Source organism: Paraburkholderia sp. Clong3, assembly GCF_050436485.1.
GTDB classification, from domain to species: Bacteria; Pseudomonadota; Gammaproteobacteria; order Burkholderiales; family Burkholderiaceae; genus Paraburkholderia; species Paraburkholderia tuberum.
In genome coordinates this window covers 1,809,834-1,833,306 of the sequence record NZ_JBNDMH010000002.1, presented here as the reverse complement: position 1 = coordinate 1,833,306, position 23,473 = coordinate 1,809,834, and the positions used below count along the sequence as shown (strand labels likewise).

Below are 23,473 nucleotides of genomic sequence, written 5' to 3'. Positions count from 1 at the left end.
GCACGCCGGTGACGTGTTCAGCTCACGCGTGCATAATTTCGACTGGGATGTCGCTGGACTGCGGCAATGTCGATGCCCTCGATAAGCCAGTGCAACTGCTCGACGCTCAGTGTCGCGACCCGGTTCGCGCTGTCAGGCCACACGAAGCGATCGTTTGCCTCGAGTCTCTTGAGCATGAGCCAGAAACCGTTGCCCTGCCAGCCCAGGATCTTGATGCGATCGCATCTCCGGTTGGTAAACACATAGAGCGAGGAATCCATCGGGTTCAAATGCATGGCCTGCTCCACGAGAATCGACAGGCTGTTCATGCCATAGCGGAAGTCGACTGGTTCCCGATGCAGGTAGACCTTCAGGCCTTCGTCGAACCGGAACACGGCATCCTCCCCAGCATCTGGACCACGGCGGTCAGTTCGTCGATGCTCGCCTCGCCGAGATCAAACTCGACGCCGTTGGACAGTCGCACATGCAGTGCGAGCGTCAGCGATGGCGATGGCGATGGCGATGGTGACGGTGACGGCGACAGCGACGGCGGTGCGGTTGGCAGTGCTGGTGGTGCTGCAACGACAGGCACGAATGCCGTGGGCGAGGCGACAGGTGGGGAGCGTTTGCGCGAACCCGGGATGTCAATGGGCGCGCCATCAATCACCGCGAGCGCGCCCTCCAGTACGATTTCCTCCGGGGCATGCGGACGTTCCTGTTCGCCGGTAGCATCATCCTGCGATGCCGGCGATATGCCTTTCTCGCGCTCCAGCAGGTACTTCGTGATCCACTTGCGTAGCAGGTTGGCGTTGATCCCGTGCTCCTGCGCCAGGCGGGCAACCGACACGCCAGAACGCAGCGCTTCCTCAACTAGCGCACGCTTGCCTTTATCGTCGTAACGACGGCGACCGTCGCTGCTGCGTCGAACTACTCTTAACTCTGGATCTTTGTCAGCCATAGGTGTCCACCTCCGAATAGGTGGACACCTATGCTCCTCGCTCCTGTCCCCAGCGGCTAGACGCCGAAAATGGATCGCTTACGATTCTCTGCAGCATGTGCATTGACGGGCACGACGACAGGAGAGCAGCTATCTCCAGCGCGAACATATCCGATGTCGCACGCCCATCCACCCAAGCCACCGATGCGATGCGCATGAAATGGCATTGCTGGCATCACGCAGCCGGTGGGGTCTCTCTGATACCCAGGCGGACATGCCGGACTGGATGCAGTCATCGCGCCGTACTGCGGCATCTGGCCCGGACAACCCAGCCTATCTACTCCGGGCGGGCAAGCACCCGGCTGATAGGCGCCGGTTTGTGTACCTTGTGCAGTGACCTGGCCCGGCGCGCTCGTTTGCGGAGTAGACGCTGGGCTCTGGTTATACGAGACATCCGGCACTGTCGCGACCGGCTTGCCTCGGAAAGCAGCGAGGAACGAACTGAAGGTTTCTGGCGGTTGCAATGGCGTCTGAGCGAGCGCGCACTGTATTGACCCGAGCAGCGCCCCGGTGAGCGTCAAAGCCCTGAAAAACGAAAGCAGCTTTCTCATACGCTTTTCAGGACCACTAGGTCTGCCTCAGCTTGAGCCAGCGTGCGCGATGCCGTGTCGACACGAAGCTTTGCCGTCCCCCGAATTCCGATTGCAGTAGCGTGCAACTGCTGTAACTGTACCAATCCGTCGCGCAGGACCTTTTCCGATTGAGTTCGCTGCATTGCCAAGCTCGCATTCAATGCGCTCACATCCTGCTGCGGAACGCCGCGGCTCGGGTCGAACACAAATCGCGTCTCCACACGTTGACGCCAGCTGACAAGTCTCCCCGCCAGCGCATCTCCGAAGCCCGGCACACGCATGACTGCATGGTAGCTTACATCGCGGGCGGTCTCGATGTTGAAGGACGCCAGGGCACTGACCCGTGCAGGACCGATGCCATCAACGTCGGCGTCAGTGATGAGAAAGCGGTCGAGGAATACATCCATCTGTCTCTCGCGTACTCTCACATGCAGATCCTGCAGTCCACGCTGGTATGCGGCTGGCAGCCCGTCAATCCGCGCTTTCGCAGCAGACAACTGTTGATACAGGGCCGTAATACGTGAATCCTGAGTGAGTTTGTTGTACTCCTCCAGCTCTGCCTCAAAGAGCTTCTTGGCTGCCTTAACCGCGCCTTGCATCACGCCAAGCTTCCCGCCGACAGGATGAGTTATCAGCCCAAGGATTGCGCCGCCCACAACCAACCAGAAGAACCAGAGCTCAGGCTCGTACGCAGTGAATGCGAATGCGGCAATAGCGACCGCAGACACAATCATGCGATACCTACTTCTTGCGCGCTTCTGGGTCGCCTGCGGCTGACCAGTCACGTTGTGCTGGGGCGCGGCATACACCGGGAGAGCTGGCAGCATCGAAAGCGCCTGTATCTGCCTCCATATCGTGGCGAGGTCGCCACTGGTGGCAGCAGCGCCGGGGGCTCCCGTTCCGCCTTGAGGAAGAAATGCCGGCCGCCCGGCCCGCTCACGTTCACACCACGGACACTGAGTCAGGTGCGGCGGGTGTTTGTGGTTGAGCGCTTGTGGACACGTGCGCAGCGAACTGCGCAAGCGGTCGAGCATGCCGGTCCACTCAGCTGCTGCCGGCCGCCCTGAGCTCGTCCCCGTCTCCGTGAACGCCCGCTCAAAAGCACGGCCTATTTCTGGGGGGAAAAAAGCGAGGCTGATGGCGTCTGGTGGCAGGTCAACGTGGCGTTGCTTGCGGTCGGGACCATAGGCGAACCGATAACGTGCGATCGACTCTTCAAGAGGCACGTCATTCCCTCCGAGAGGAACGCCCGAGAAGGGATGCCGGCCGAGAAGAAGGAGCTGAAAAATCAGGACGGCCAGACCGAAGTTGTCGTGATTCCGTGTGCGCTCTAGCCCGCGTAGAGAGGTGACGGTCTGCAGCTCCGGCGGCGTGAACAGTTTGACACCCACATCGCACGAGAAGCGTCGAGCTCCTTCCAAAATCTGGAAGGAGTCGCAGTCAATCAGCTTGACGATGCCGTTGCGTCCAACGAGAAAGTTGTTTTCGTTGACATCGCCTATCACATGGCCGTGTGCGTGCACTGCCTCAAACGCTGCGGCAACGTTTCGCGCTGCATGTACGAGGAAGGTGTAGTCGGCTGCGGGAAAAGTCTGCTTGCGGCTGGCCGGTCCGGACAAATGATGAATAGGCTCAAGACCTTCTACCTTTTCCATCAGAAAACCAGCCACCGAGCCATCTGGCTGGCTCAGAACGCTAACCGGCCATGCAGAGATCTGTTTCAGGTATGAGTTGCCGATGCGGACCATTGCCCGCAGCTTATCCTGCTTGTCCTGCGGGAGCGCTGAGTGGTAGACCTTGGCGACTTCTCTCCGGTTCAGGCCGCCACATTCAAAAACGTTGCCTTCACCGCCACGTCCAAGCTGCCTGCCCAAGGCAACGACCGTCCCGGCTTCATCCCGTAACTGGGTCACAGCCGGCTCCGGAAAGGCGTGAAATCAGGATAAGCGTCTTGTCGTCGTCGGTCCGCGAATTGACGGCCTCCGAATCCATGAACGCTGCGAGAGACGAGGACAGGTCGTCCGAGTCGTCGGGCGCATTGCGGAGCACGGTGAACATCGGCTCGAAAAAAGGCGCGTGAACGGCGCGAGTCGAAAAGACGAGCGCTAGCCGCTGCAATCCGTCCGTTAAAAGAGCAAGGTCGTTCGACGTTTCCATGACGCGGTGCTGAATCCGCTGAGGAGCGTCTGCGTCCGTGACGAAGAAGGTCGTGTTCGCATATTCACCTCCCTCAGGCCAAAACACGCATTCGAGCTCGTCTCCCTGCCGCGCCACAATAGCGCCGTCGCCTATCTGGAAGTAAAGAGTCTGTTCGGCACCGATAATCGCGGCGACGACTGTGCAGGCAAAGTCCCTCATTGAGCCGTTGAGCTCGTTTGCCTTAGCCCGGATCGCGTCTCGGACAGCCTCCACAACGGTGACTGGTACGATAGCCTCGACGCCATTTGTACTGCGAGCCAACACATGACTCAGGTGGCGGACGCCGGCATCGCAGGTCAGCTCAGCACCGGTTTGCGCGAACTTCGCACTGCCGGCGCCATCTGCTGCAATTGCGATCAGGTAACTGGCGCCATCTTGAGCTGACACCTCGACCACCAAGCGGCTGTCCTGACAGGGAAGGTCCTGTCTTGAATGAGATGTCCCTGTTACTGAGGCGCTGACGTAGCGCCAGTTCACACCACCGCCCATCCCGTCGGTTGCCTGAGCGCGACCTCAGTTCCCGGCGAGGACTGGGATACCGAACCGAGCGAACCGGACAGCCAGCTGAAAAGTTCGCGGAAGCTCAAGCCTTTCAGACCGAGTGGGTCTCTGACCGAAATCTGCCGCAGCGTACTCATGTCTGCGTTGTTGACGCCGACTGCAAAAAATGCGAATTTTTTCGCATCTTCGCCGGCACGTACGCGCGCCGCTGCTGCTCTCCATTCGTCCGTTGGCCCACCATCCGTGATGAGAAAAATCCACGGGCGGTAGTATGAAATTCCACTCGCGCGATATTCCGCTTTGCGGGTCTCAAGCGCGTCAATAGCAAGATTGATAGCTGCGCCTATTGGCGTGTCGCCCCCAGCGGTGAGCACCGGGGGGACGAAGTTGTGCGCAGTATGAAAAGCGGTGTCAATCGTGACCGGTCCAAAAGAAATGACCGTTGTCTCCACACGCTTGGCCGCAAGTGCGTCAGCAAGCAGTTCCTGCCGGAACACCGCCAAACCGGCATTGAGTTCGTCGATTGGCGTACCGGCCATCGAACCCGATCTGTCCAGCAATAAAACGCACGGACAACGCGGCTCTGGATTATCTGCAAAACTGTCAGAACCGAACGCCAACTGTCGGGCGAACGGATTTTCGTTCTCTGTCATGGTCTTCTCGCAACGCTACGGTGTACACTCGCCCGAATCGCGCATAGTTATTTTTGCCGTTCGATAATAGCAGCCGAAAAACCATGCAGGCAAGCAAAACACCGGCTTATGTTGCTCTCGTATCCGCAGTGGCACTAGGTGCTGCACTGTCATCAGCAATCCATCCCCAAAAGCCTTCCGCTCCCCCGGCAGAGGTGCAGCAGACGGCTGCCAATGTGCTGCCTGAGTCGACGCCCGCAGTTTCGCGGGAGGAGACGGTTTCCTGGAAGCAGACCGTACTGAACTGGCAGAACGTTCGCCTCCAACTGGAAGCACCGTTGCCTGATGGCGCGACGCCTTCCTGTAGGACGCCCACCGGCGGTGAAGATGAAGTGGGCACCTGCTATCAGGTAGTTCCCGGTCAGTCTCCCGTTCTCTGGCGCATTGCGACGGTCACCCAGCGAGACCGGTTCGTACCAGCAAAATGGTTTGCGGACGCGCAGTCGGCGATCAAATCAGCCCTTCAACCCCAGCAGGTCGCCGACATGATCAACGCGGATCTGGCAACAAGCTGGGGATTCTCGCTAACAAACGTTTCGATGGTGAATTCCACGACCGTCAGGGACGGCATTGCCATCAAGGGCCAAGCTACATACCGGCCAGATCAGACGTCGACCAACGTTGTGACGATGACTTGTCTAGTCGCATTCGTCCTTGCGGCGAACAGGCCGTCGCAGGTTCTCTACTGCACAGCGAATGCTGACGATGCCGAGAAAAGCGGCGCCAGACTTGTAGCTTCACTGCGAAAGCTGAATCCTTCCTTTGATGTGCAGAGAAATTCCCTTCAGGCGATAGAGCGCACGACCTATCAGCGCTACCTGAAGACCCACGGTGGAACTGCTGCGAACCCTGAAGTCGTACAAGGCGAAATAGAGCATTTCGCTGCCACGACCGCCGACTGCCAGACCTACGGTGCGATTTCCCAAGAACGGTATCTGTGCAATGAGCAGCACGCCAAGGCGCGCATGGACCAACTGTCCAGTCTGTCCGCGAGGCAGTAAGGGGCTTCACCCATCCCGGAGAGAACCAGCAGCGAAGGCGTTGCCGCGTGCGCTAGCGAACAGAAGCGCAGACAGAGTGCGACTCATATTCCATTGCCGACCGTCGCCGGAAGATGGTTAAGCCCTGAGCTCGCGATTCGCTGTCGTTGGAGACATACTCTGCAGCCGTTATCAGCATGTCGTCGCTGATAGCCACGTATCCGATAATTCAAAAAGCCTCCAGCCATTCTGTTCCTGCCTGAACCTACGCGAAAGATGGGCCCCATTTTGAAAAGCGAAAACGGGTGTGCCGGTGGGGCGAATTTCACCACAGCACGGTCGGGTTCAGCTCCAAGAAATCAGAACAGTATCTCCCAGCAACTGGTGACGTCGACCCACGTCACGACTGAGTTGCAATACCTGCGCCCACTCGGACGGGCAGGCTGCTGCACTCAACGCACTGGAACTTAAATCGCGCGCAACGGCGCGCGCGGCGCTGCCAGATAGTTGCGCGCTGGTGAGACAGGAAATACCGCACAATGTGCGACCGCTCAAGGGAATTTACCTATCGCCATTTGCGACGAGGGAGCAGGCGTCTACCGCTCCTTTCTGGGGGGAAATGGCAATCAGTCACGTTGAGGCCCGCGGTATCAACCGCGACAGTAGCGTAAGAGAGGTATTTAGTTGACCGCAGCTACGGGAAATTGCTGATACGTGCGCCGCCCACACACTCGCAATAGCAGCAAAAACTTGGACGCGTTTTACGGTAGTGTCCAATCAACTCCCTTTATCGTGGGCCATCGGTTACAAGCCAAGCTGGACAAGGGTTTTGGTGTAATCGAGCGACTCTCGCGAAGCCGCGTCGGTTACATGCGAAACCTTGCTGGATCAGTGTTGTAACCAGTAACCTGTGGTACGGAAGTACTGTGGGGGGCTGGAAAAAACGCAACTAAACTGCATCCCGAAACGATTGGCGAAAGCACACGGCGGCGATGCAAGTTCTCGCCTTGTCTACCGTCAATTGCGAAGGCCGGCCGTTTGAACTGTTATAAGCCGCCGGTGGGTTAAGCGTTGTCGCGTTTGATTCGACCGATAGTCCGTCGCTGTGTGAGGCATGCTGGGCCGATATGGTCGTGCTCCAGTGACAAGGGCAGGAGTTGCAGGGTTTTCGAGGATCAAACCGTTGTTCTGCGATATGTGGCGAAAAGCACACTGAATAAAGTCACCAGCTGCGTATCATCGATTTTTAATGGAAAGCATGCGCGTCGATTGGAAAACGTGCGCACCGTCCATCTGCAGTTTCGATGATCGGCGCAGTCCTTTTTGCGTTGGCGGATGTCATTCTGATGTTTAGAGCCGCATTTTCATCATAACCCAATCCGAAAAGCACAAACAATCGAGGTTCGGCAATGATTAAACGACTCGCGGGCTGCTTACTGCTCAATTTGCTTCTTTCTCTCTCGGCGAATGCTGATGAGCCCGCACAAGTTGTTAGAACCGCTGGCGTAGCACAACTTGAGAATGTGCACGATTTTTTACTATTCGCAGCAAGCTCGAAGACACCAGCACGCGTCCCCGGACTCATATCTGCCGGAACATCCATTCGCATTGCATATCTCAAGGATGGCCAGGTTACGGAGGAAGACTTTCCGGCGACCGAAATCTATATCCGCGGCAACCTTTGCTGGATCGAGAGTAAACCGCGCGACCGATATGACTTAACGCAGGGAGACAGGATTTATGTGCAACCGTGCACGAAATTGCGATAGCTGCTGTCTCTCTCGCACGGCGCCGTTTTTGCGTTAAAGCGCCACACCGCCTTGCCAGCGGGTCAATCTAAAAAACTAAGCGTAGTTTTCCGCTACGAGTTTGAAACGTCAATTATTCGCGCCGAACCCGCGGCTCAAGTTGCGTGCGAGGTATTCCACCGGTTTTGAGAGCTGACGATCAAGCTGTAACAGATGTGCGGTGTTTGCCATGAGCACTATTGTCGCTCCCCGATGAGCCGGTTTTCGGACGCAGCCACGCATCAGGGCTTGCTATCCCGTAAAGAGGCATTGAACATATCGGCGCCAGCTCCTTTATCCAAAGTACCGGCATGTTAACCGCAACGAACTCCCCGGTCAGATCAGCAAACCGCTCGGCCTGGGCCCGGATCCGGAATGGTTTCGTAAGAGACACACCCTCACGATTGCAGACCTGCCAACCGCGCCTGCCCAGTACGACCCGACGGCAATTTGCTCTGACTGACAGTCGGGCCTGATCCAGCGAGAGCCGAAGCGTTGCCGCCAGCGATCGGGCGGCGCCGGGCAGAAGCTTTTGATAAAGCAACTCGGGTAGCCGACAATCACGCCAGCGGGCCGACTGCAACTCTGCGCTACTCCAGGCCAGCCCTTCGACTCCCAGGCGCTGCGCCCACCAGATCATCACCTTCATCGACAATAGCGGCCACTCGGTACGGAAAGGGGCGTGTGGCACCGCTGTTTCGCGTGGTTGATGAGGGTCCGTTCGGGCCTTTGCGTGCAAATCAGCGTGCCAGTCACTTTGTATCTCGTCAAGGAACAGCACCTGACGACCATCCTGCGTCCGACGAAGACTGGTACGGATGTGGACGAGCACGTTGCGGGTGCGGTAGTGCCGCGGCGTATAGTTGCCAGGCCAGTCATCGAGCTGAAGGAGAATCTCGCGGTAGCCATCGCCACCGGGCAAGGAATAGCGCTCCCACTTTGACAGCAGCTGATCCTTGCTCCATGGAGCGAACCGCTGGCTCATTCGATATTCAGCGAAGTCCATGGCATTGTCGGCGCTGTCAAATCCGGGCACAGACTGCTGGATGAAACGTCCGCGCTCATCCAGCACGCCCCACCAGTCGCCACGCTCCGTTAGTAGATCGCTATAGCGAGCGTGCACTACGGCCCAACCTAAGGAACGATGTTGGTATCGAATGAGATACTGCGCACCGTATCCTGTGCCCAACAGACCCCGACGTTTGAACTCTGCCTCGGGAATGCGCTGGCACTTCTCCTTCCAACCGGACTTCATCACGAAGCCAAAACGTGATTCGCACACGAGTTTCGGCGCCACATGGGAAAGGTCGATCATTGTCAGAATCTTCGCCTGTGTCACTGTTGCCGCGGCGGCAGTTGCCCGCAAGCGTTCGAGAACGCCTGACTCCAGCAGTTCTTCAAGCTTAAGCCCCTTGGTGGTCAATGATTTCAAAGTCGCAAGCCACTGCCTGACGCTGGCTCGCTTCAGACCTGAATCACAAATCAAGCGGGGCAAGGACGACTCCAGAGGTGGTACGGCCAGCTCAACGCAATAGTGGTTATCCGGCACTCGGGGGCGTCGCTCAAGCTCTCCCAGATAGCGAGTGACGATCGACTCGTACCACCGCAGGAAACGGCTTTGGTCCGGGACAGAACGGTGACGTAAATCCGCGATCCATTGATCAGCCGTTTTTCCTGTAAACCGATATGTGTCAAATCCGGGCTCCTTATAAATCACGTCAAGCAGCGACGCGTAGTCCCAGCAAGATGCCTGCGTCGGCAGTCGAAGACGCTGACGGCGATGCCGTTCATCGAATCGACTGATGCTCAGGCCCAGGCGTGAGCCTTTGGCGTGGCCCGGAAGAAGCGGCGGATGCGCGTCGTTCGACATGCCTTACCTCGCAAAACGGGGGGAAGTCGGGGGAATGGCGCACAGCTTCGGGACCTGTGCTCGCGAGTGAACACTGGCGGTATGGCGCGCCGGCGCAATCATCGAAGCCGCGATGGGGTTAGAGTCTGCCAAACCCGAGCCGTCAAGTACGTGCGACTGTCCGCATATCAGCTCGGGGCGTTCCTTTCCGTCAAAACCTCCCTTTTCGCCGGTTACCGGTTACAAACCACGCGGGACAAGGCTCCCGGTGTAATCGGGCGATTGTTGAAACAAGCCTTCAGTTACGCGCCAAGCCATACGGGGTAGAGGTTGTAACCCGTAACCGACGGAAAAGGAGCACATTGATGAGAATCGGAAAAGACCGGGGAGCGCTGCAAACGGGAGAGAAAGCCCGGAATCCCCATCATGGTTTGTGCGGTCTATAGCCGGACGTGTGAAGGTCCGGCCTACCGTTTAATCCAGAAAGCTGGGAGTCGGTACCACAGACGCAGCCGGGTCCTCTTCACCATCAGACGGCACGTCCGTCAGATAGCGCTGAAACGCCTCCGCGAACTGGTCCAGTGAAAGGCTCTTTTTCACCCGGTTGCCGAACCGGACGGAACGGCTGGCGATAGCAAATTCGCGCAGTTTCTTGCCGAGCTGGCGCGCATTCATCGGACGGCCACGGTTCCAGGTGCTCCAGGGGGCTTCGTCGTCGGCCAGCAACTCATCCAGGAGGTCGGCCAGCGGGAGGGTGGCTACGAGCTTCCGGTCAAACGCCGCGCGAATGTCGGTGAGCAGTTCGACACCGGCACTGGGTGTGGCGTCGTCGCTGTCGGACAGCACGAGCGCTGCATTGTGCGCGATCGCCGGCCACGCGCCGCCGGCGACTGCTGCAATCTGCATCAGGGGCTCCCAGTTGTCGGCGGCGCGGTCGTGAAGCGATTCCGGTGGCGTGGGCCGGGCGAGGCGCACGGCTTCCGCGTTGTCGCTGGTCCAGCGAGCGAGCTGGCTGCGCAAACGCTTGAACGGCTCTTCCTCGTTATGGCGAAGCTTTTCAACGCGCTCGTGGGGCAGCTTGCGCCGGAGTTCGAGCAGGATGGCGCGGTCCATGAGAGTGGGGGCTAGGTGCCCGATGCCGGCCAACGCTTTCGCCCCCCATGTGCTGAAGCGCTTCGGCTGATGATCGTCGCCGACGGTGCGGAGAGCAAAGGCACTCGGGCGCGTATGCCCGGAATTCAGCAGCCCGCGCAGGTCCTCGTTTCCCTTCAGTGCCGCGTCCGTTTCATCCAGCAGGAGCGTAGGACTCCATGCATCGATGGCGCGGTACAGGGCGGCCGGCGAGATATTGCTGCTCGCGAGCGGCCGGAAGACAAGGCGGCTCATCAGATCAAGAAGCTGCGTCTTGCCGCAGCGCTTCTCGGGCGCCGTAATGACCGCGAGCGGCGCAATTCCGACGACGTGCATCAGCCAGCTCATCGTGATCCACAGCGCCACGGCCTGCGCAGTTTCCAGCTGGCACACGATGAAACGCTGCACCGTCGTGACCAGTTCGTTGAGCATCGCCTCGCCATTCACAGTTTCATGCCACGGCTCGACCGGCTCAAACAGGTCACCGCCATCAGCATTCGCGCCTTCGGCGCGAGCCTCCTTCACCGCCTTCTCCAGATTCGACACCTTCACGCCGAGGCGCTTGGCCTCGTCTCTGGCGATCCGGTCGAACTCCAGGGCGGAGAGATCTGCGAGTCGGGCGACGGCTTCATCCAGCGATTCAGCCGCCTTGAGCTCGTTCACCATCTTCACGATGGTTGCGTAGGTGACGGGTACCACACCCGGATTCGGGCGCGCGCGCTCCCAGCGATCCTCGAAGCCATCCGGGTCCGCCTTGCTGCCCTGATCCGTCCACTTGAGTGCGACTTCTTTCGCGTCGTCTTCCAGGTCCGTATCGCAGAACTGATGGTTGATCGCGCAGATCACCCTGAACCATTCGGGCTCGGGCATCTCCGGATCGAGCCAGCGCAGGTCATCGCGCAGGCGTGCGATCGTGATGTCTTTCAGGCGCGGTACCGCGCCGACCAGCGCGTCGCCGTGAGCAATCGCATGGCTCGGGGTGGTCTGGCCGGTGCCGTCGAAGTAACGCGCGTAAAGCGCGTCAATGTTCGAGACGGGCGGAATCGAGTTGTCGCGGCCCGGCACGGCGTGGCCGGTGATCGTGAAGAAACGGCCGTGGTCGTAAATCTCCAGGCCCGTGTCGCCGTGCTGCTTCTGCTTGCTGCGCGGAATCGGGGCGCGCAGGATGATTTTCACACCGGTCGCGCTGGGGCTGATCTCCGCGTAACCGGGCGCGCACGCCAGGACGTCCGTTGCAATGTCATTGAAACCATTGAGGAGATCATGACAATCGTCAATGTCGATACCCGTCCAGCCGTCGCCGAGGAAAAAGCCCAGGCCGGCGAGCGACGGGTCACGGCCGAGCGCCTTGACCGCCGTGTCGTAATCGCTCCAGGTCGCAGGATCATTGGACTTCGCGAAGCGCAGCGTGTTTGCGTCGACCGGCGTTTTTCCCCACTTGCGGCGCTGCTCGTTCAACGAATATTTCCAGACGCACCAGCGCGGTTCGGCCTTCAGGGCGGCGGGGATATGCCCGAACTTGACCGGCAGCGCAGCGGGCCTTGCCGGCGTCGAGGCGACAGCGCGGGATGCGCTCATCGGCGCAGCTTCATCAGTGAGGGGGAGGGGCAAAGAAGAATTCAGCACGCTGCGCCTCCACCAAGCAGCACAGCGCGCAGCTCGCCCACATTCCATCGGGTCGAACCACCGATCTTGCGCGGTGCGGGGAGTGCGCCGCGCTTCGAGCGCTCCCACACCGTCGCGACGTTGCAGGCGCACAGCGCCGCAACCGTGCGAACATCGACGGCGGCCGCGTTCGGCAGCTCGTCGAAGTCTTTAAGGCTTACGTTGCGTTTCATCTTGAAACCTCGCTTGTTGTTGAAACAAGACGGATTTCAGAATCGGCGCATACGCCTATCAAGCAATCGGCGCGCTACGGCGACAGCCGTTGCTGCCAAGGGTTTCGGCGCCGCGGTTGAATCGGCGTAGTGAATCGGCGCAGCATTGAATCGGCACGCCGATTCATTTTTCCCCTGACTTTCTCCCGTTCCTCGCCCGACCACCGGTAAGGCCGGTGGGCAGCAGCCTCTCAATGCCAGAGGGACTCAGGTACTGACCACGCTCGCCCCTGTAGCCGTTGCCTTGCAATTCTGCTGCAATGGTCGTCGCGATTTTTCGTTTGGTGAGCGACTTATCGGCGTTGTACATCTCGCGCGACCGCTGTTCGACATGCGCGGCGATGGCCTCACGGCTGTTCGGTCGGCCAATCCCGAGTCTAGCGGTACGTGCTTTGTCCCGACGTAGCGAAGCATCCCCGGGGACGGCCGCACGGGCATCATGGCCGCCGGTCGACTCCCGCGCTATCTGTGCGACAGCCCTTCGCCATTCTTCGACCCACGAGTGATACACAAGTCCCCGTCGTTGGGCTATCTCAAGCCACTGATTCATCGTGCGGCTTGCCCCGGGCTCAGCCTGTTGCAAAGTCTCGAATGCAAAGCGTAGTTCTCGATATGCCTCGGGCACGGTCTTCCGCTGGGTAACCTTGCCAGTTGCCGTGTCCCGAATCGCGAGTTCCTCAAGGCTCGTCTCCACGACCTCTTCCGCTCGATATTGTTCTGCGACTTTGAAGTCCCTGGGATTAATCCTGCACAGGACAAGGGCTGCCTGCGCGGGCGTGGTTTTCTGCTCCTGGTCAAACCAGTATTCCGCGCTCATCGCTTCCGCCCACCAGCCAGCGAGTACTCCGGATCCGTCGGCCGATCCACATGCGCGACGTCCACCCAACCCGGAACTGAGTGTGGCTCACCGGCTGAAACGCCCGGAATTCCGTCAACGTCCGCGGCTGGCACCCGGTCGTGACTCAGGTCATGCTTGATATTTGCACCGACAGACTTATTTTCGGACATGCGTTGATGGTCCTTGCTCGTTGGCGATGTTTGGACTGTATTCATGCGCCACCTGGTGTCCTCGCATGGTGTCGCCGGTTCTGTTTGGCATTGCAGTGCGACGGCCCTTATGCCGTTCGCTGCATCGAAATGACGGCTCCTTTGGGAAGCGGTGTCGTTATGAAAACGGCCCAATCGGTCATCATCCGCCGCCGACGCTCCAGCACATCACCACGCCAGTAAGCCGCTTCGGAAGCGTCGCCTTTCACGTGCGCGAGTGCCACCTCGGCCAGCTCGCGGGGATAGTTCGTGTGCTCGCCCGCCCAGTCACGGAACGTGGAACGGAAGCCGTGCGGCGTGGCTTGCAGTCCGGCGCGGCGAAGAATCGCCAGCAGGGTCATGTCGGACAGCGTCTTGCCGGTCGGACTGGGGAAGACAAGAGCGCTGTCATCATCCGGTCGCGGCAACGCCGTGAGCAGCGCGACGGCCGCATCTGACAGCGGCACGCGATGCTCCTTCTTCGCTTTCATACGTTCGGCCGGAATGCGCCAGACTGCCTTGTCGAGGTCAATTTCGACCCAGGTTGCTCCGCGGGCCTCGCCCGAGCGGGCGGCAGTCAGGATGGCAAACTCCAGACAGCGCGCGGCCGTCGTCAGTGTGTCGCGCAGCGACACCATGAATGCACCCATTTCGTCGATGGCCATCGCCGGATGGTTGCGAACGCGCCTGGTCTTGTTCGGCGCGGCCAGCAGCTTGTCCAGATTGCCGCGCCACGTTGCGGGGTTCTCGCCGGCGCAGTAACCCTTCACACGTGCCCAGTCGAGCACGTTCTCGATCCGGCCGCGCAGCCGTGACGCGGTTTCGGTCTTGGTCATCCAGATGGGTTCGAGCACGGCAAGCACATGCTCGCGGCCGACATGCGCGACCTGAAGCCTGCCGATCAAGGGATAGGCATATTCTGCAAGCGTGTTGCGCCACTGGTTCGCATGCTTCGGGTTGCTCCATTCAGCGGACTTCGCCTCAATGAATCGCTTCGCGGCGTCTTCAAAGGTGATTTCGCGTGCCTGATTCGCCCGTAGCTGGCTGATTTTCTCCTTGCGTGCCAGCACCGGATCCACGCCAGCGGCGATCTGGTCGCGTTTGGCGCTGGCCTGTTCGCGCGCAGTCTTAAGCGACACGGCCGGATACGCGCCGAGGCCGATCTCGCGCCGCCTGGCGCCGACCATCACGCGCAGGATCCATGAGCGTGCGCCACCTGGCGTCACCTGTAACGCAAGTCCTGCAACCCCGCCGACCATGTGTAAGCCGGGTTCTGTCAGGCGTGACACCGCCAGTGCGCCCAGCTCCCGTGCAATCTTCGGCATTCATCTACCCCCCAATCTACCCACCATAAAGTTTACGATTGGGGCCGATGAATTGCAACGGGGACCGATTGATTATTGTGGGGTCTTGGCGGTAATGCGTTGAAAAACAAAGAAAAGTGCGACGGATTACGATGAATGACGAGTGGTCGCAGGATGCGTTCTGGCGGACCCTCTCTCCGCCAGGACATCCAATGAATACGGGCCTTTCGGCCCGTTTTTCTTTTCTACCAACACCGCTACCCACACGACATCGAGCGGTGTAATTCCCTGCCTGTTGGCGGCCGGTTGGGTGCGTTGTCTACGAACAACATAGGTCGGGTTTTCCCCGGAGCGCGGCTCGACAAAGAGACTAACCGGGGAACAAATGAAAAGCCCCGCTCGGGGCGGGGCTCATTAAGGCCTGGGCCTAAGTCTTTCTGGCAGTTCGGTCGGCATGGCAAGAGAAGAAAATACCCGACAAGCTCTATGGCATGCGTCGCCCCCGCCAAAGCTGCGCCATCTCCGTCGCGCGCGCGAGAATCCACATTGGGTCGTCTGCTCCAACAATGTTGCGGGAATTTGGTCTCATATATCTAATCGCTGCCTCGGGGATACTCGACGATAAATGAGACAGGGTGTCGGTACTTCGAGGCGAACACCTCGGGGTGAAATGCAAACATTGTCGAGTGGATGCCCCGGGTGATATCGAACCAACCTCGCGCGGCGACGAGTGGATTAATCGCTCAGAAGACGCTTCAATTCCTCGAGAAACGAAGTGGTCGTATAGCCCCACAACTCCGGATCGAAATCTTGCCCGTAATCCGTTTCAAACGCTGAATCCAGATCATCCGGGTGCTCGTTTATGAACGAATCTATTTCGTGGATCATTTCGAGATGGCTTTCCCGTGGGCAGTCCCTCCTGTAGCACGAAACAATTTCCGGAATCGTTTCTCCCCATAAATCAGAATCCTGATTAAGGTATGCGCCAAACAACTGATAAAGTTTCGGGTAACGCTCTGACAGCATAATTTTCGCCTTCATCCAACATATGCGGTAAAAATGTAGTACGGCATTCCATTGTAGGTTTGATATTTCAGTACAACGACAACCTCATTCATCCGCGTCATTTTTCCTGTCTGTCGTGCAATTCCATAGCCGACATCACTCGCCACACGCTGCGTCAGTGTAAGGGGGCCGCCACTACCTGAGCACTCCGCCCATTTCCTGATTTGTGTCGTATGGGCGCGCATTACTTCTGATATTGCCCATTCCGCCCGCTCCAGGTTCGTGAATGACGACACTCTTTTTCGATGCGGTTCAAGTCTCAGTCTTTCGCGCAATTGCGCTTCGGTCCGCCCCACGTGCTTTTCGAGTGTGTGCCCTCCCAGCCTCGGATTGAGCGCTTTTGCTTCATGCATTTGCAGATCGATCCGGCCCATCGTAACGCTGGCCACGCGTGCAGCCTTGATCGAGCCAGCGAACCCGAACGGCACGATCATATCGACTGACAGGCCGATGTTGTTCGCCATGTCAGGACCGGCGTTCATCGCCTCGGCCAGCTTCGCCGTACCTTGCTGGGTCAGCGTGACCGTATCCCGGCCCGTCCAGATTTGACGCAAACCTGCCGACGCCGTATCTGAGCCATGTACGCCGAACACAACACATCCGGCCTTGCTCGCCATCGTCGGTTCCGGCAGCACACATAGCGCTGCCGCCCCGACCATTTCCAGCACCCCGCCGACAACCTGCAAGCCGCCCCATAGCCGGTTGGAACGCATCTCGGTAGGGCTGATCGACTGACGGGAGAGCACTGCCGCTAGTTGCGGCGCACTGAGCACCACGCGCACGCCGTCCGAATTCTGTTGATACGACATTCCGGTGTCCTCTGTAGCTGTTGGGGCTGCTACGCTAGCAGGCGTCCACAGGGGTATGGAATGGGCGATGGATGATTTTAGGCTTTCGCTTCGATCAACGAAATGTCAACATTTGTGCGCGCCGGAATGCGCGCCGTAGCGCGTATGGACAGTCTGGATAAGAACGGTTCCGTTCAGCAAGGCAGCGCTCGTATAGCGCAGCGTGGACATAGGGTTTGGCCATGCCCCCGTCGTCGCGCGTCGTTGTTCCAGCAGGTCCGTTCGGTGAGTGGCCGTCTCAACGTTGTTTGCCGCGGAATGCGCGAGCGCGCGCTGCGAGGTCTCGCGCATAGATCCGCCGGGACAGAACACAAAGTCCGGTCAACGAGAATTTTGTGCACGCGGGATCGTCCCGAGAGGCGCGAAGCTTCGACAAGCCTCACCCCTCATCCCCCTCCCGCAACTCCCCCGTATTCCCCCGTTCCGCGCAAGCGCCCGTAACAGGCGGCCGCCCCCGCGTCGCCTCTGACAGCGTCACTCCCTGCTGAATCCCAGCCTTCGCCAGCATATGTGCGCTAATCGGCGCGGTGAGAAACAGAAACGCCGGAATCAGCAGCTCATGCAGGCTCGCGAAGTTGTTATGCGCGCTGAAATACACCACCGACGCGAGCACGATGCCGCCCACACCGAGCGTGGTCGACTTGGTCGGACCGTGCAGCCGCATGAAGAAGTCGGGCAGCCGAGCGAGCCCGACCGCCCCGACCAGCGTGAACAGACTGCCGGCCAGCAGCAGCAAACAAACGATCGCTTCGACAAAAGTTTCCATCGGCATACCCCACGCTAGTTGAGTTCGATGATGTCGCCGCGCTGCAGGTACTTGGTGAGCGCGACGGTACCCACGAAACCCATCACGGCAATCAGAAGCGCAACCTCGAAGAGCACCGTCGAGCGCAAGCTGATGCCGTACACGACGATCAACGCGATCGCATTGATGTTGAGCGTGTCGAGCGCGACGATGCGATCGGGCAGCGACGGCCCGCGCACGAGGCGCCACAGCGTGAGCAGGAACGCAATGCCGAGGATCGCGAGCGAGATCGGAATCACGATGGTTAGCATGCGAAGATCTCCATCAATGGGGCTTCATAACGGGACTTGATGAGCGCGATGAGTGCCGCTTCGTCGCCGAGATCGAGCACGTGCACGGAGAGGCGCGTGCGGTCGTCGCTGAGTTCGGCGCACAGCGTGCCCGGGCTCAGCGAGACCACGCTGATAAGCACCGTGAGCGCGATCTCGTGGGTGCTGTCGAGCGGCACGTCGATGAACGCCGGGCGCATCCGCTGCGTCGGGCCGAGCACGAGCAGCGCGACCTCGACGTTGGCCACGATGATATCGACCAACACATGCCAGGCGAGGAGCACGAGCAGCCACGGTCGGCCGAAGCGCACCGGTCGCAGCCACAAGCCTTCGGCGACGCGAAAGGAGATCGCGTAGCCGAGCGCGGCGCCGAGCAGCAGATTGCCCGGCGAGACGTCGTTCATCAGCAGCACCCAGCAGATGATCAGGAAGACCGCGAGCCACGGGTGGGGGAAGAGCCTTTTCAACATCGTCAGTTCCCCTGTGCGTCGGCCGTGGTCGCGGCCGCCGCTGATGGCGAGGAGCGCGCCGCGGGCAGGATCGCGTGTACGTAGGCGGCGCGATCGAATAGCTGTGTCGCCGTATCGGTGAGATAGTGCCGCACCGCGCCCGCGCCGAGCGTGATGGCCACGACGCAGCCGAGCAGGATCGCGCAGGCGGCGAGCTTCGCATTACTGTCACGCGGTGCGCGCTCCTCTTTGCCGGCGGCGGCGCGCGCGGCCGGCGCGGCCCACATCAGGCGCGTGCCCGTGCGGCTCAGCGCGACGATCGAGAGCAGGCTCGACAGCAGTACGGCCGGCCACAGCACGACTGCCGCGCCGAGCGGCGTGGCGGCCAGCACCATCGCCTTGCCGAGGAACCCGGACAGCGGCGGCAGGCCCGCGGCGCCCACCGCGGCGATCAGATAGAGCAGCGCGGCGAGGTTCGACGGCCACGGTGCATGCGCGCGCGGGACCGCTTCGACCGTAGCTTCGGCTTCGGTGTGAGCCGGTTCCCCGACCAGCACGGCGAGCGCGCCGGCCGTCTCGACCTGCAGCGGCTGCACCCGCGCCAGCGTCGCCACCGCTTCGCCGTCCGGGTCGGGCGAGATGGCCGCCGCGGCCGCGTCGTCGAGCGCTTCGAGCGAGCCGGGCTCGATCGAATTGGCATCGGCGGAAACGGCGGCATGGGCGGCGTGCGGGGTCGGGGCTTGCTCGGGTTCGAGCGTGTCGGCGAGCAGGAACAGCGCGCCAGTGCAGAGCGTCGTGCTGATCAGGTAGTAGAGCAGCGCGCTCCATGCAAGCGGCGTCTGTAGTGCGATCGCCGCGATCAGCAGACCCACCGAAACCAGCACGAGATAGCCCGTCGTGGTCTTGAGACTCGACACCGCCAACGCGCCCAGCGCGCCGAACACGATCGTCGCGATCGCGAGCCACCACGCCCACTGATGCATGAACGCATCGAGCACGCCGCCCGCCGCGCCGAACACGAGCGCGTCGCAGCGCAGCATCGCATAGATGCCGACCTTGGTCATGATCGCGAACAGCGCGGCCACCGGGCCGATGGCGCTGCGGTAGGCCTGCGGCAACCAGAACGACATCGGAAACACGGCGGCCTTGAGGCCGAACACGAGCATCAGCGTCGCGCCCGCGAACTGCGCGAGCGGCAGCGACTCCGGCCCGAGACGCGCCAGACGTTCGCCCATGTCGGCCATGTTGAGCGTGCCCGTGACGCCGTAGAGCACGCCGATCGCGACCAGAAAGAACGACGAACCGACGAGGTTCATCAACAGATAGTGCAGCCCGTTGCGCACCCGTCGCGCGCCGCCACCATGCAGCAGCAGCGCGTACGAGGCGATCAGCAGCAGTTCGAAGAACACGAACAGGTTGAAGAGATCGCCCGCGAGGAAGGCGCCGTTCAGGCCCATCAGCTCGAACTGGAACAGCGCACGGAAATAGCGGCCGCGCCTCGCGTCCTCGCTCGAGGTGCCGAGCAGGCAGCAGACCGCCAGCACGGCGGTGAGCACCAGCATCAGCGCGCCGAGCCGGTCGAGTTCCAGCACGATGCCGAACGGCGCGGGCCATGCGCCGAGCGCGTAGCTGGCGATCTCGCCTTGCGCGGCGCGCGCCATCAGCAGGCACGCGACGGGCAGCAGCGCGATGATGGCGAGCGCGTTCAGCGCGCGTTGCAGGCGTTTCGCGCGCGGCGGCAGCACGACGATGACGCCCGCGGAAAAGAGCGGAATCAGGATCGGGAGCAGGAGAACGTGGTTCATTCGACGGGCGTCTCCTCGTCATTGACGTGATCGTTGCCCGTGATCGAAAACGAGCGCAGCGCGAGCACCACGGTGAAGGCCGTCATTGCGAAGCCGATCACGATGGCGGTCAGCACGAGCGCTTGCGGAACCGGATCGACGTATTGCGCCCCCGCCGCGATGACCGCTGGCTTGCCGATCGCAAGCCGGCCCATGCCGAGCAGGAACAGGTTGATCGCATACGAGAACAGCGTGATGCCGAGAATCACCGGCAACACGCGTGCGCACAGCAGCAGGTAGATGCCGCACGCGCAAAGCACGCCGATCGCGATGGCAAAGGCGGCTTCCATCAGCTTTTCTCCACGGACTGCATGTCCTTGTCGCGTACGCCGAGGTGCGAGACGATCGTGAGCGTCGTGCCGACCACCGCGCCCGTTACGCCGAGATCGAACAGCATCGCCGTGGACAGTTCGATCTCGCCGATCAGCGGCACGTGCAGGTGCCCGAACGCACTGGTCAAAAACGGCTGGCCGAACGCGAGACTGCCGAGCCCCGTGGCCGCGGCGATCAGAATGCCGAAGCCCGCAAGCGCGCGGTAGTTGAGGTGGATGCGCGACTCGGTCCACAGCACCCCGCTCGCGACGTACTGCAGCAACAACGCGATCGAGAGGATCAGCGACGCGATGAAGCCGCCGCCCGGCAGGTTGTGGCCGCGCAGGAACACGAACACGGCGACGAGCACGGTGAGCGGCAGCATCAGCCGCGCGAGGATCGCGAGCATCAGCGGATGCGATTGCGACGACCATGGCCGGCCATCCGGCCCCGCATCGGGCGACTTCAGGCGCAGCCCGCGCAGCAGCGCCTTGACGGCGAGCCCCGCGACCACGAGCACGCTGATTTCGACCATCGTATCGAAGCCGCGGAAATCCACGAGGATCACGTTCACGACGTTGTGGCCGCCGCTGCCGGGCAGCGCATTGGCGAGGAAGTACGGAGCGATGCCTGGCACCGGCGCGCTCGTCATGATCCTGTACGACACGGCGCCGAGCAGCGCGCCGCCCGCGAGCGCGAGCACGCCGTTGCGCAGCCGGACGGGGAGCGGCTCGACGGCGCGTTGCAGCGCGGGCAGGAAATAGACGGCCAGCACGAGCAGCAGGATCGTGACCAGTTCGACGGAGATCTGCGTGAGCGCGAGATCGGGCGCGGAGAAGCGCACGAAGGCGAGCGACACGAGCAGGCCGCAGGTGCTCAGCATCACGAGCGCGTAAAGGGTGCGCGCACGCACGCACACCACGCCGACGGCGAGCAACGCCATCAGCACGAGGCCGCTTAGCGTGAACGGATCGGGCGGCAGGCGGGTGTGGCTGCCGCTCCAGGTGTCGAGCGCGACGAGCGGCACGCCCGGCACGATCAGCATCGCCGCGATCATCCATGCGAGGTAGGCCGGCAGCGAGCGCGTCTCGAACAAGCGCACGATCACGCCGGCGCTCTGTTCGAGACGCTGCACGAAGCGGTCGAAGATTTCGCTCGCGTTCAACTCGGTGAGCGCCGTGCGATGGTGGGGGAACGCATTGCGGCGCAGGAAAAAGAGCGCCGCACCCGCCGCGAACGACACCGCGCTCATCACGAGCGGCGTATTGACGCCGTGCCACAGGCTCAGGCTGTAGTCGGGCAGCTTGCCGCCGAGCGTGACCCACGCGGCCGACTCGAGCAGCCTGCCGATGCTTTGCTGCGGGAACAGGCCGATCAGCAGGCACAGCGCCACGAGAATCTCGACCGGCAGCCGCATGAAGCGCGGCGCCTCGTGCGGCGGATAGTGCGGCAGATCGCGCGGCGTCTCGCCGTCGAAAAACACGCCCCAGACGAAACGTAGCGAGTACGCCACGGAGAGCGCCGCCGCCACGATCGCGATGACCGGCACGGCGAGGTTCAGCGGCCCGAACATGCTTTGCGCGAGTGTTTCGCCGAAGAACATTTCCTTCGAGAGAAAGCCGTTGAGCAGCGGCACGCCGGCCATCGACAGCGACGCGACGCTCGCGAGCACGGCCGTATGCGGCATGTACCTGCGCAGGCCGCGCAGACGGCCCAGATCGCGCGTGCCGGTTTCGTGATCGACGATGCCCGCGGCCATGAAGAGCGACGCCTTGAACACCGCGTGGTTGACCGTGTGAAAGAGCGCGGCGACAGTCGAGAGCTGCGTGTCGAGGCCGAACAGCAGCACGATCAGGCCGAGATGGCTGATGGTCGAATAGGCGAGCAGGCCCTTCAGATCGCGCTGCAACAACGCCATCCCCGCGCCGCCCACCAGCGTGACGAGCCCGGCCACTGTCGCCGTGTAAGCCCAGAGGTGGGTACCTTCGAGGACCGGATAGAGACGCGCGAGCAGGAACACGCCGGCCTTCACCATCGTCGCCGAATGCAGATAGGCCGACACGGGTGTGGGCGCCGACATCGCGTGCGGTAGCCAGAAGTGGAAAGGAAACTGCGCCGACTTCGTGAACGCCGCGAACAGCGTGAGCAGCAGAATGGCCGGGTAGAGCGGATCGTGCTGCACCTTGTCGTGCTGGGCGAGCACGTCGTTCAGCTCGTAGCTGCCGCATACGTGGCCGAGCAACAGCACGGCCGCAAGCAGCGCGAGACCGCCCGCGCCGGTGATGGTGAGCGCCATGCGTGCGCCGCGCCTCGCGTCGGGCCGCGATGGCCAGAAGCCGATCAGCAGGAACGAGACGAGGCTCGTCAGTTCCCAGAAGATGACGAGCAGCAGCAGGTTGCTCGACAGCACGATGCCGAGCATCGCGCCCATGAAGAGCAGCAGCAGCAGGTACAGACGCGGCAACGAATCGCTGCCGGCGAGGTAGTAGCGTGCGTAGATGAAGACGAGCAGGCCGATCGCGAGTACGAGCAACGCGAACATGAACGACAGGCCATCGAGGCGCAGCGACAGCGCGAGGCCGATGTCGGGCATCCACTCATGGCGCCATTGCAGCACGTCGTGGTCGCCCATGCCCACGCGCTCGCTCAGCAGCAGCGCGCAGCCGAACAGCGCCGTCGCGAACGCGATCCAGGTGCAGAGCGCGGCGGCGCGCGGCCTCGTGAGCGCAATGAGCGCCGCGGCCATGAACGGAAGTAGGACGAGCCACCCCAGTACCATTCGATGCCCTCCGGGAGTTCGAGTGTTAGACGGTGTGGCTGGCCGGTGGGACTGGGCCGGCGTGCCACCAGCCGGGCGGCTGCCCACGGGGCACAATCATAGCCGCAAACAGCCCGGCAGGTTCACATCGATACATCAAGCATAAATATACGCACCGCGAAGCGGGCGGCGAGCCCGACTGATGCCCAATCATGCCCATTGATGCGGA

19 protein-coding genes are annotated in these 23,473 nt (G+C 61.2%); 1 reads left to right on the top strand and 18 read right to left on the bottom strand.

Going from position 1 to position 23,473, the window contains the following annotated elements:
* Positions 1-17 precede the first annotated feature (17 nt).
* From tnpB to OKW30_RS12585, 5 genes are all read right to left on the bottom strand, one after another.
* Entirely contained in the window at positions 18-374 is a 357-nt protein-coding gene (tnpB, locus tag OKW30_RS12605; protein ID WP_090812713.1) for an IS66 family insertion sequence element accessory protein TnpB, read from the bottom strand.
* A complete protein-coding gene (locus tag OKW30_RS12600; RefSeq protein ID WP_429346843.1) occupies positions 350-937 on the bottom strand; it encodes a transposase in 588 nt (195 codons plus the stop codon). Before OKW30_RS12600 ends, tnpB begins: the two co-directional genes overlap by 25 nt.
* Before the next feature lie 586 nt (positions 938-1,523).
* Positions 1,524-3,461 carry a helix-hairpin-helix domain-containing protein gene (locus OKW30_RS12595; RefSeq protein WP_429346842.1) on the bottom strand — a complete coding sequence of 646 codons (1,938 nt, stop codon included), beginning with the start codon at positions 3,459-3,461 and terminating at the stop codon, positions 1,524-1,526.
* The gene (locus OKW30_RS12590; RefSeq protein WP_429346841.1) at positions 3,442-4,236 is read right to left on the bottom strand and encodes a PP2C family serine/threonine-protein phosphatase; all 795 of its coding nucleotides are present in this window, start codon (positions 4,234-4,236) and stop codon (positions 3,442-3,444) included. Before OKW30_RS12590 ends, OKW30_RS12595 begins: the two co-directional genes overlap by 20 nt.
* Entirely contained in the window at positions 4,221-4,901 is a 681-nt protein-coding gene (locus tag OKW30_RS12585) for a vWA domain-containing protein (protein ID WP_429346840.1), read from the bottom strand. The genes OKW30_RS12590 and OKW30_RS12585 overlap by 16 nt, the downstream gene beginning before the upstream one ends.
* Before the next feature lie 83 nt (positions 4,902-4,984).
* Here OKW30_RS12585 and OKW30_RS12580 point away from each other — a divergent pair, with 83 nt between their 5' ends.
* A complete protein-coding gene (locus tag OKW30_RS12580) occupies positions 4,985-5,941 on the top strand; it encodes a hypothetical protein (protein ID WP_429346839.1) in 957 nt (318 codons plus the stop codon).
* Between the two features lie 1,926 nt (positions 5,942-7,867).
* Here the strand turns inward: OKW30_RS12580 and OKW30_RS12575 are convergent.
* From OKW30_RS12575 to OKW30_RS12515, 13 genes are all read right to left on the bottom strand, one after another.
* Positions 7,868-9,577, bottom strand: a complete 1,710-nt coding sequence (locus OKW30_RS12575) for a hypothetical protein (protein ID WP_429346838.1) — start codon at positions 9,575-9,577, stop codon at positions 7,868-7,870.
* Between the two features lie 453 nt (positions 9,578-10,030).
* On the bottom strand, positions 10,031-12,313 hold the full coding sequence (locus tag OKW30_RS12570; RefSeq protein WP_429346837.1) for a DUF3631 domain-containing protein: 2,283 nt from the start codon (positions 12,311-12,313) through the stop codon (positions 10,031-10,033).
* Positions 12,307-12,525: a helix-turn-helix transcriptional regulator gene (locus OKW30_RS12565; protein WP_429346836.1), complete on the bottom strand. Its 219-nt coding sequence runs from the start codon at positions 12,523-12,525 to the stop codon at positions 12,307-12,309. Before OKW30_RS12565 ends, OKW30_RS12570 begins: the two co-directional genes overlap by 7 nt.
* A gap of 163 nt (positions 12,526-12,688) precedes the next feature.
* A complete protein-coding gene (locus OKW30_RS12560; protein ID WP_429346835.1) occupies positions 12,689-13,381 on the bottom strand; it encodes a hypothetical protein in 693 nt (230 codons plus the stop codon).
* 298 nt (positions 13,382-13,679) lie between these two features.
* The gene (locus OKW30_RS12555; protein WP_429346834.1) at positions 13,680-14,915 is read right to left on the bottom strand and encodes a tyrosine-type recombinase/integrase; all 1,236 of its coding nucleotides are present in this window, start codon (positions 14,913-14,915) and stop codon (positions 13,680-13,682) included.
* 714 nt (positions 14,916-15,629) lie between these two features.
* Positions 15,630-15,935 carry a contact-dependent growth inhibition system immunity protein gene (locus OKW30_RS12550; RefSeq protein ID WP_311540107.1) on the bottom strand — a complete coding sequence of 102 codons (306 nt, stop codon included), beginning with the start codon at positions 15,933-15,935 and terminating at the stop codon, positions 15,630-15,632.
* Positions 15,932-16,768: an RNase A-like domain-containing protein gene (locus OKW30_RS12545; protein ID WP_184070164.1), complete on the bottom strand. Its 837-nt coding sequence runs from the start codon at positions 16,766-16,768 to the stop codon at positions 15,932-15,934. The genes OKW30_RS12550 and OKW30_RS12545 overlap by 4 nt, the downstream gene beginning before the upstream one ends.
* Positions 16,769-17,186: 418 nt before the next feature.
* Positions 17,187-17,579, bottom strand: coding sequence for a Na+/H+ antiporter subunit G (locus OKW30_RS12540; RefSeq protein WP_090803870.1), 393 nt, complete (start codon positions 17,577-17,579; stop codon positions 17,187-17,189).
* 8 nt (positions 17,580-17,587) lie between these two features.
* Positions 17,588-17,863 (bottom strand): K+/H+ antiporter subunit F, encoded by a 276-nt coding sequence (locus tag OKW30_RS12535; protein ID WP_184070162.1) that lies wholly within the window; start codon positions 17,861-17,863, stop codon positions 17,588-17,590.
* Positions 17,857-18,351 (bottom strand): Na+/H+ antiporter subunit E, encoded by a 495-nt coding sequence (locus tag OKW30_RS12530; RefSeq protein WP_184070160.1) that lies wholly within the window; start codon positions 18,349-18,351, stop codon positions 17,857-17,859. Before OKW30_RS12530 ends, OKW30_RS12535 begins: the two co-directional genes overlap by 7 nt.
* A gap of 2 nt (positions 18,352-18,353) precedes the next feature.
* Positions 18,354-20,135, bottom strand: a complete 1,782-nt coding sequence (locus OKW30_RS12525; protein WP_429346833.1) for a monovalent cation/H+ antiporter subunit D — start codon at positions 20,133-20,135, stop codon at positions 18,354-18,356.
* Complete coding sequence (locus OKW30_RS12520) at positions 20,132-20,464, bottom strand: Na+/H+ antiporter subunit C (protein WP_090803875.1); 333 nt, start codon at positions 20,462-20,464, stop codon at positions 20,132-20,134. The genes OKW30_RS12525 and OKW30_RS12520 overlap by 4 nt, the downstream gene beginning before the upstream one ends.
* Positions 20,464-23,265 (bottom strand): monovalent cation/H+ antiporter subunit A, encoded by a 2,802-nt coding sequence (locus OKW30_RS12515; RefSeq protein WP_429346832.1) that lies wholly within the window; start codon positions 23,263-23,265, stop codon positions 20,464-20,466. Before OKW30_RS12515 ends, OKW30_RS12520 begins: the two co-directional genes overlap by 1 nt.
* Positions 23,266-23,473: the final 208 nt, after the last annotated feature.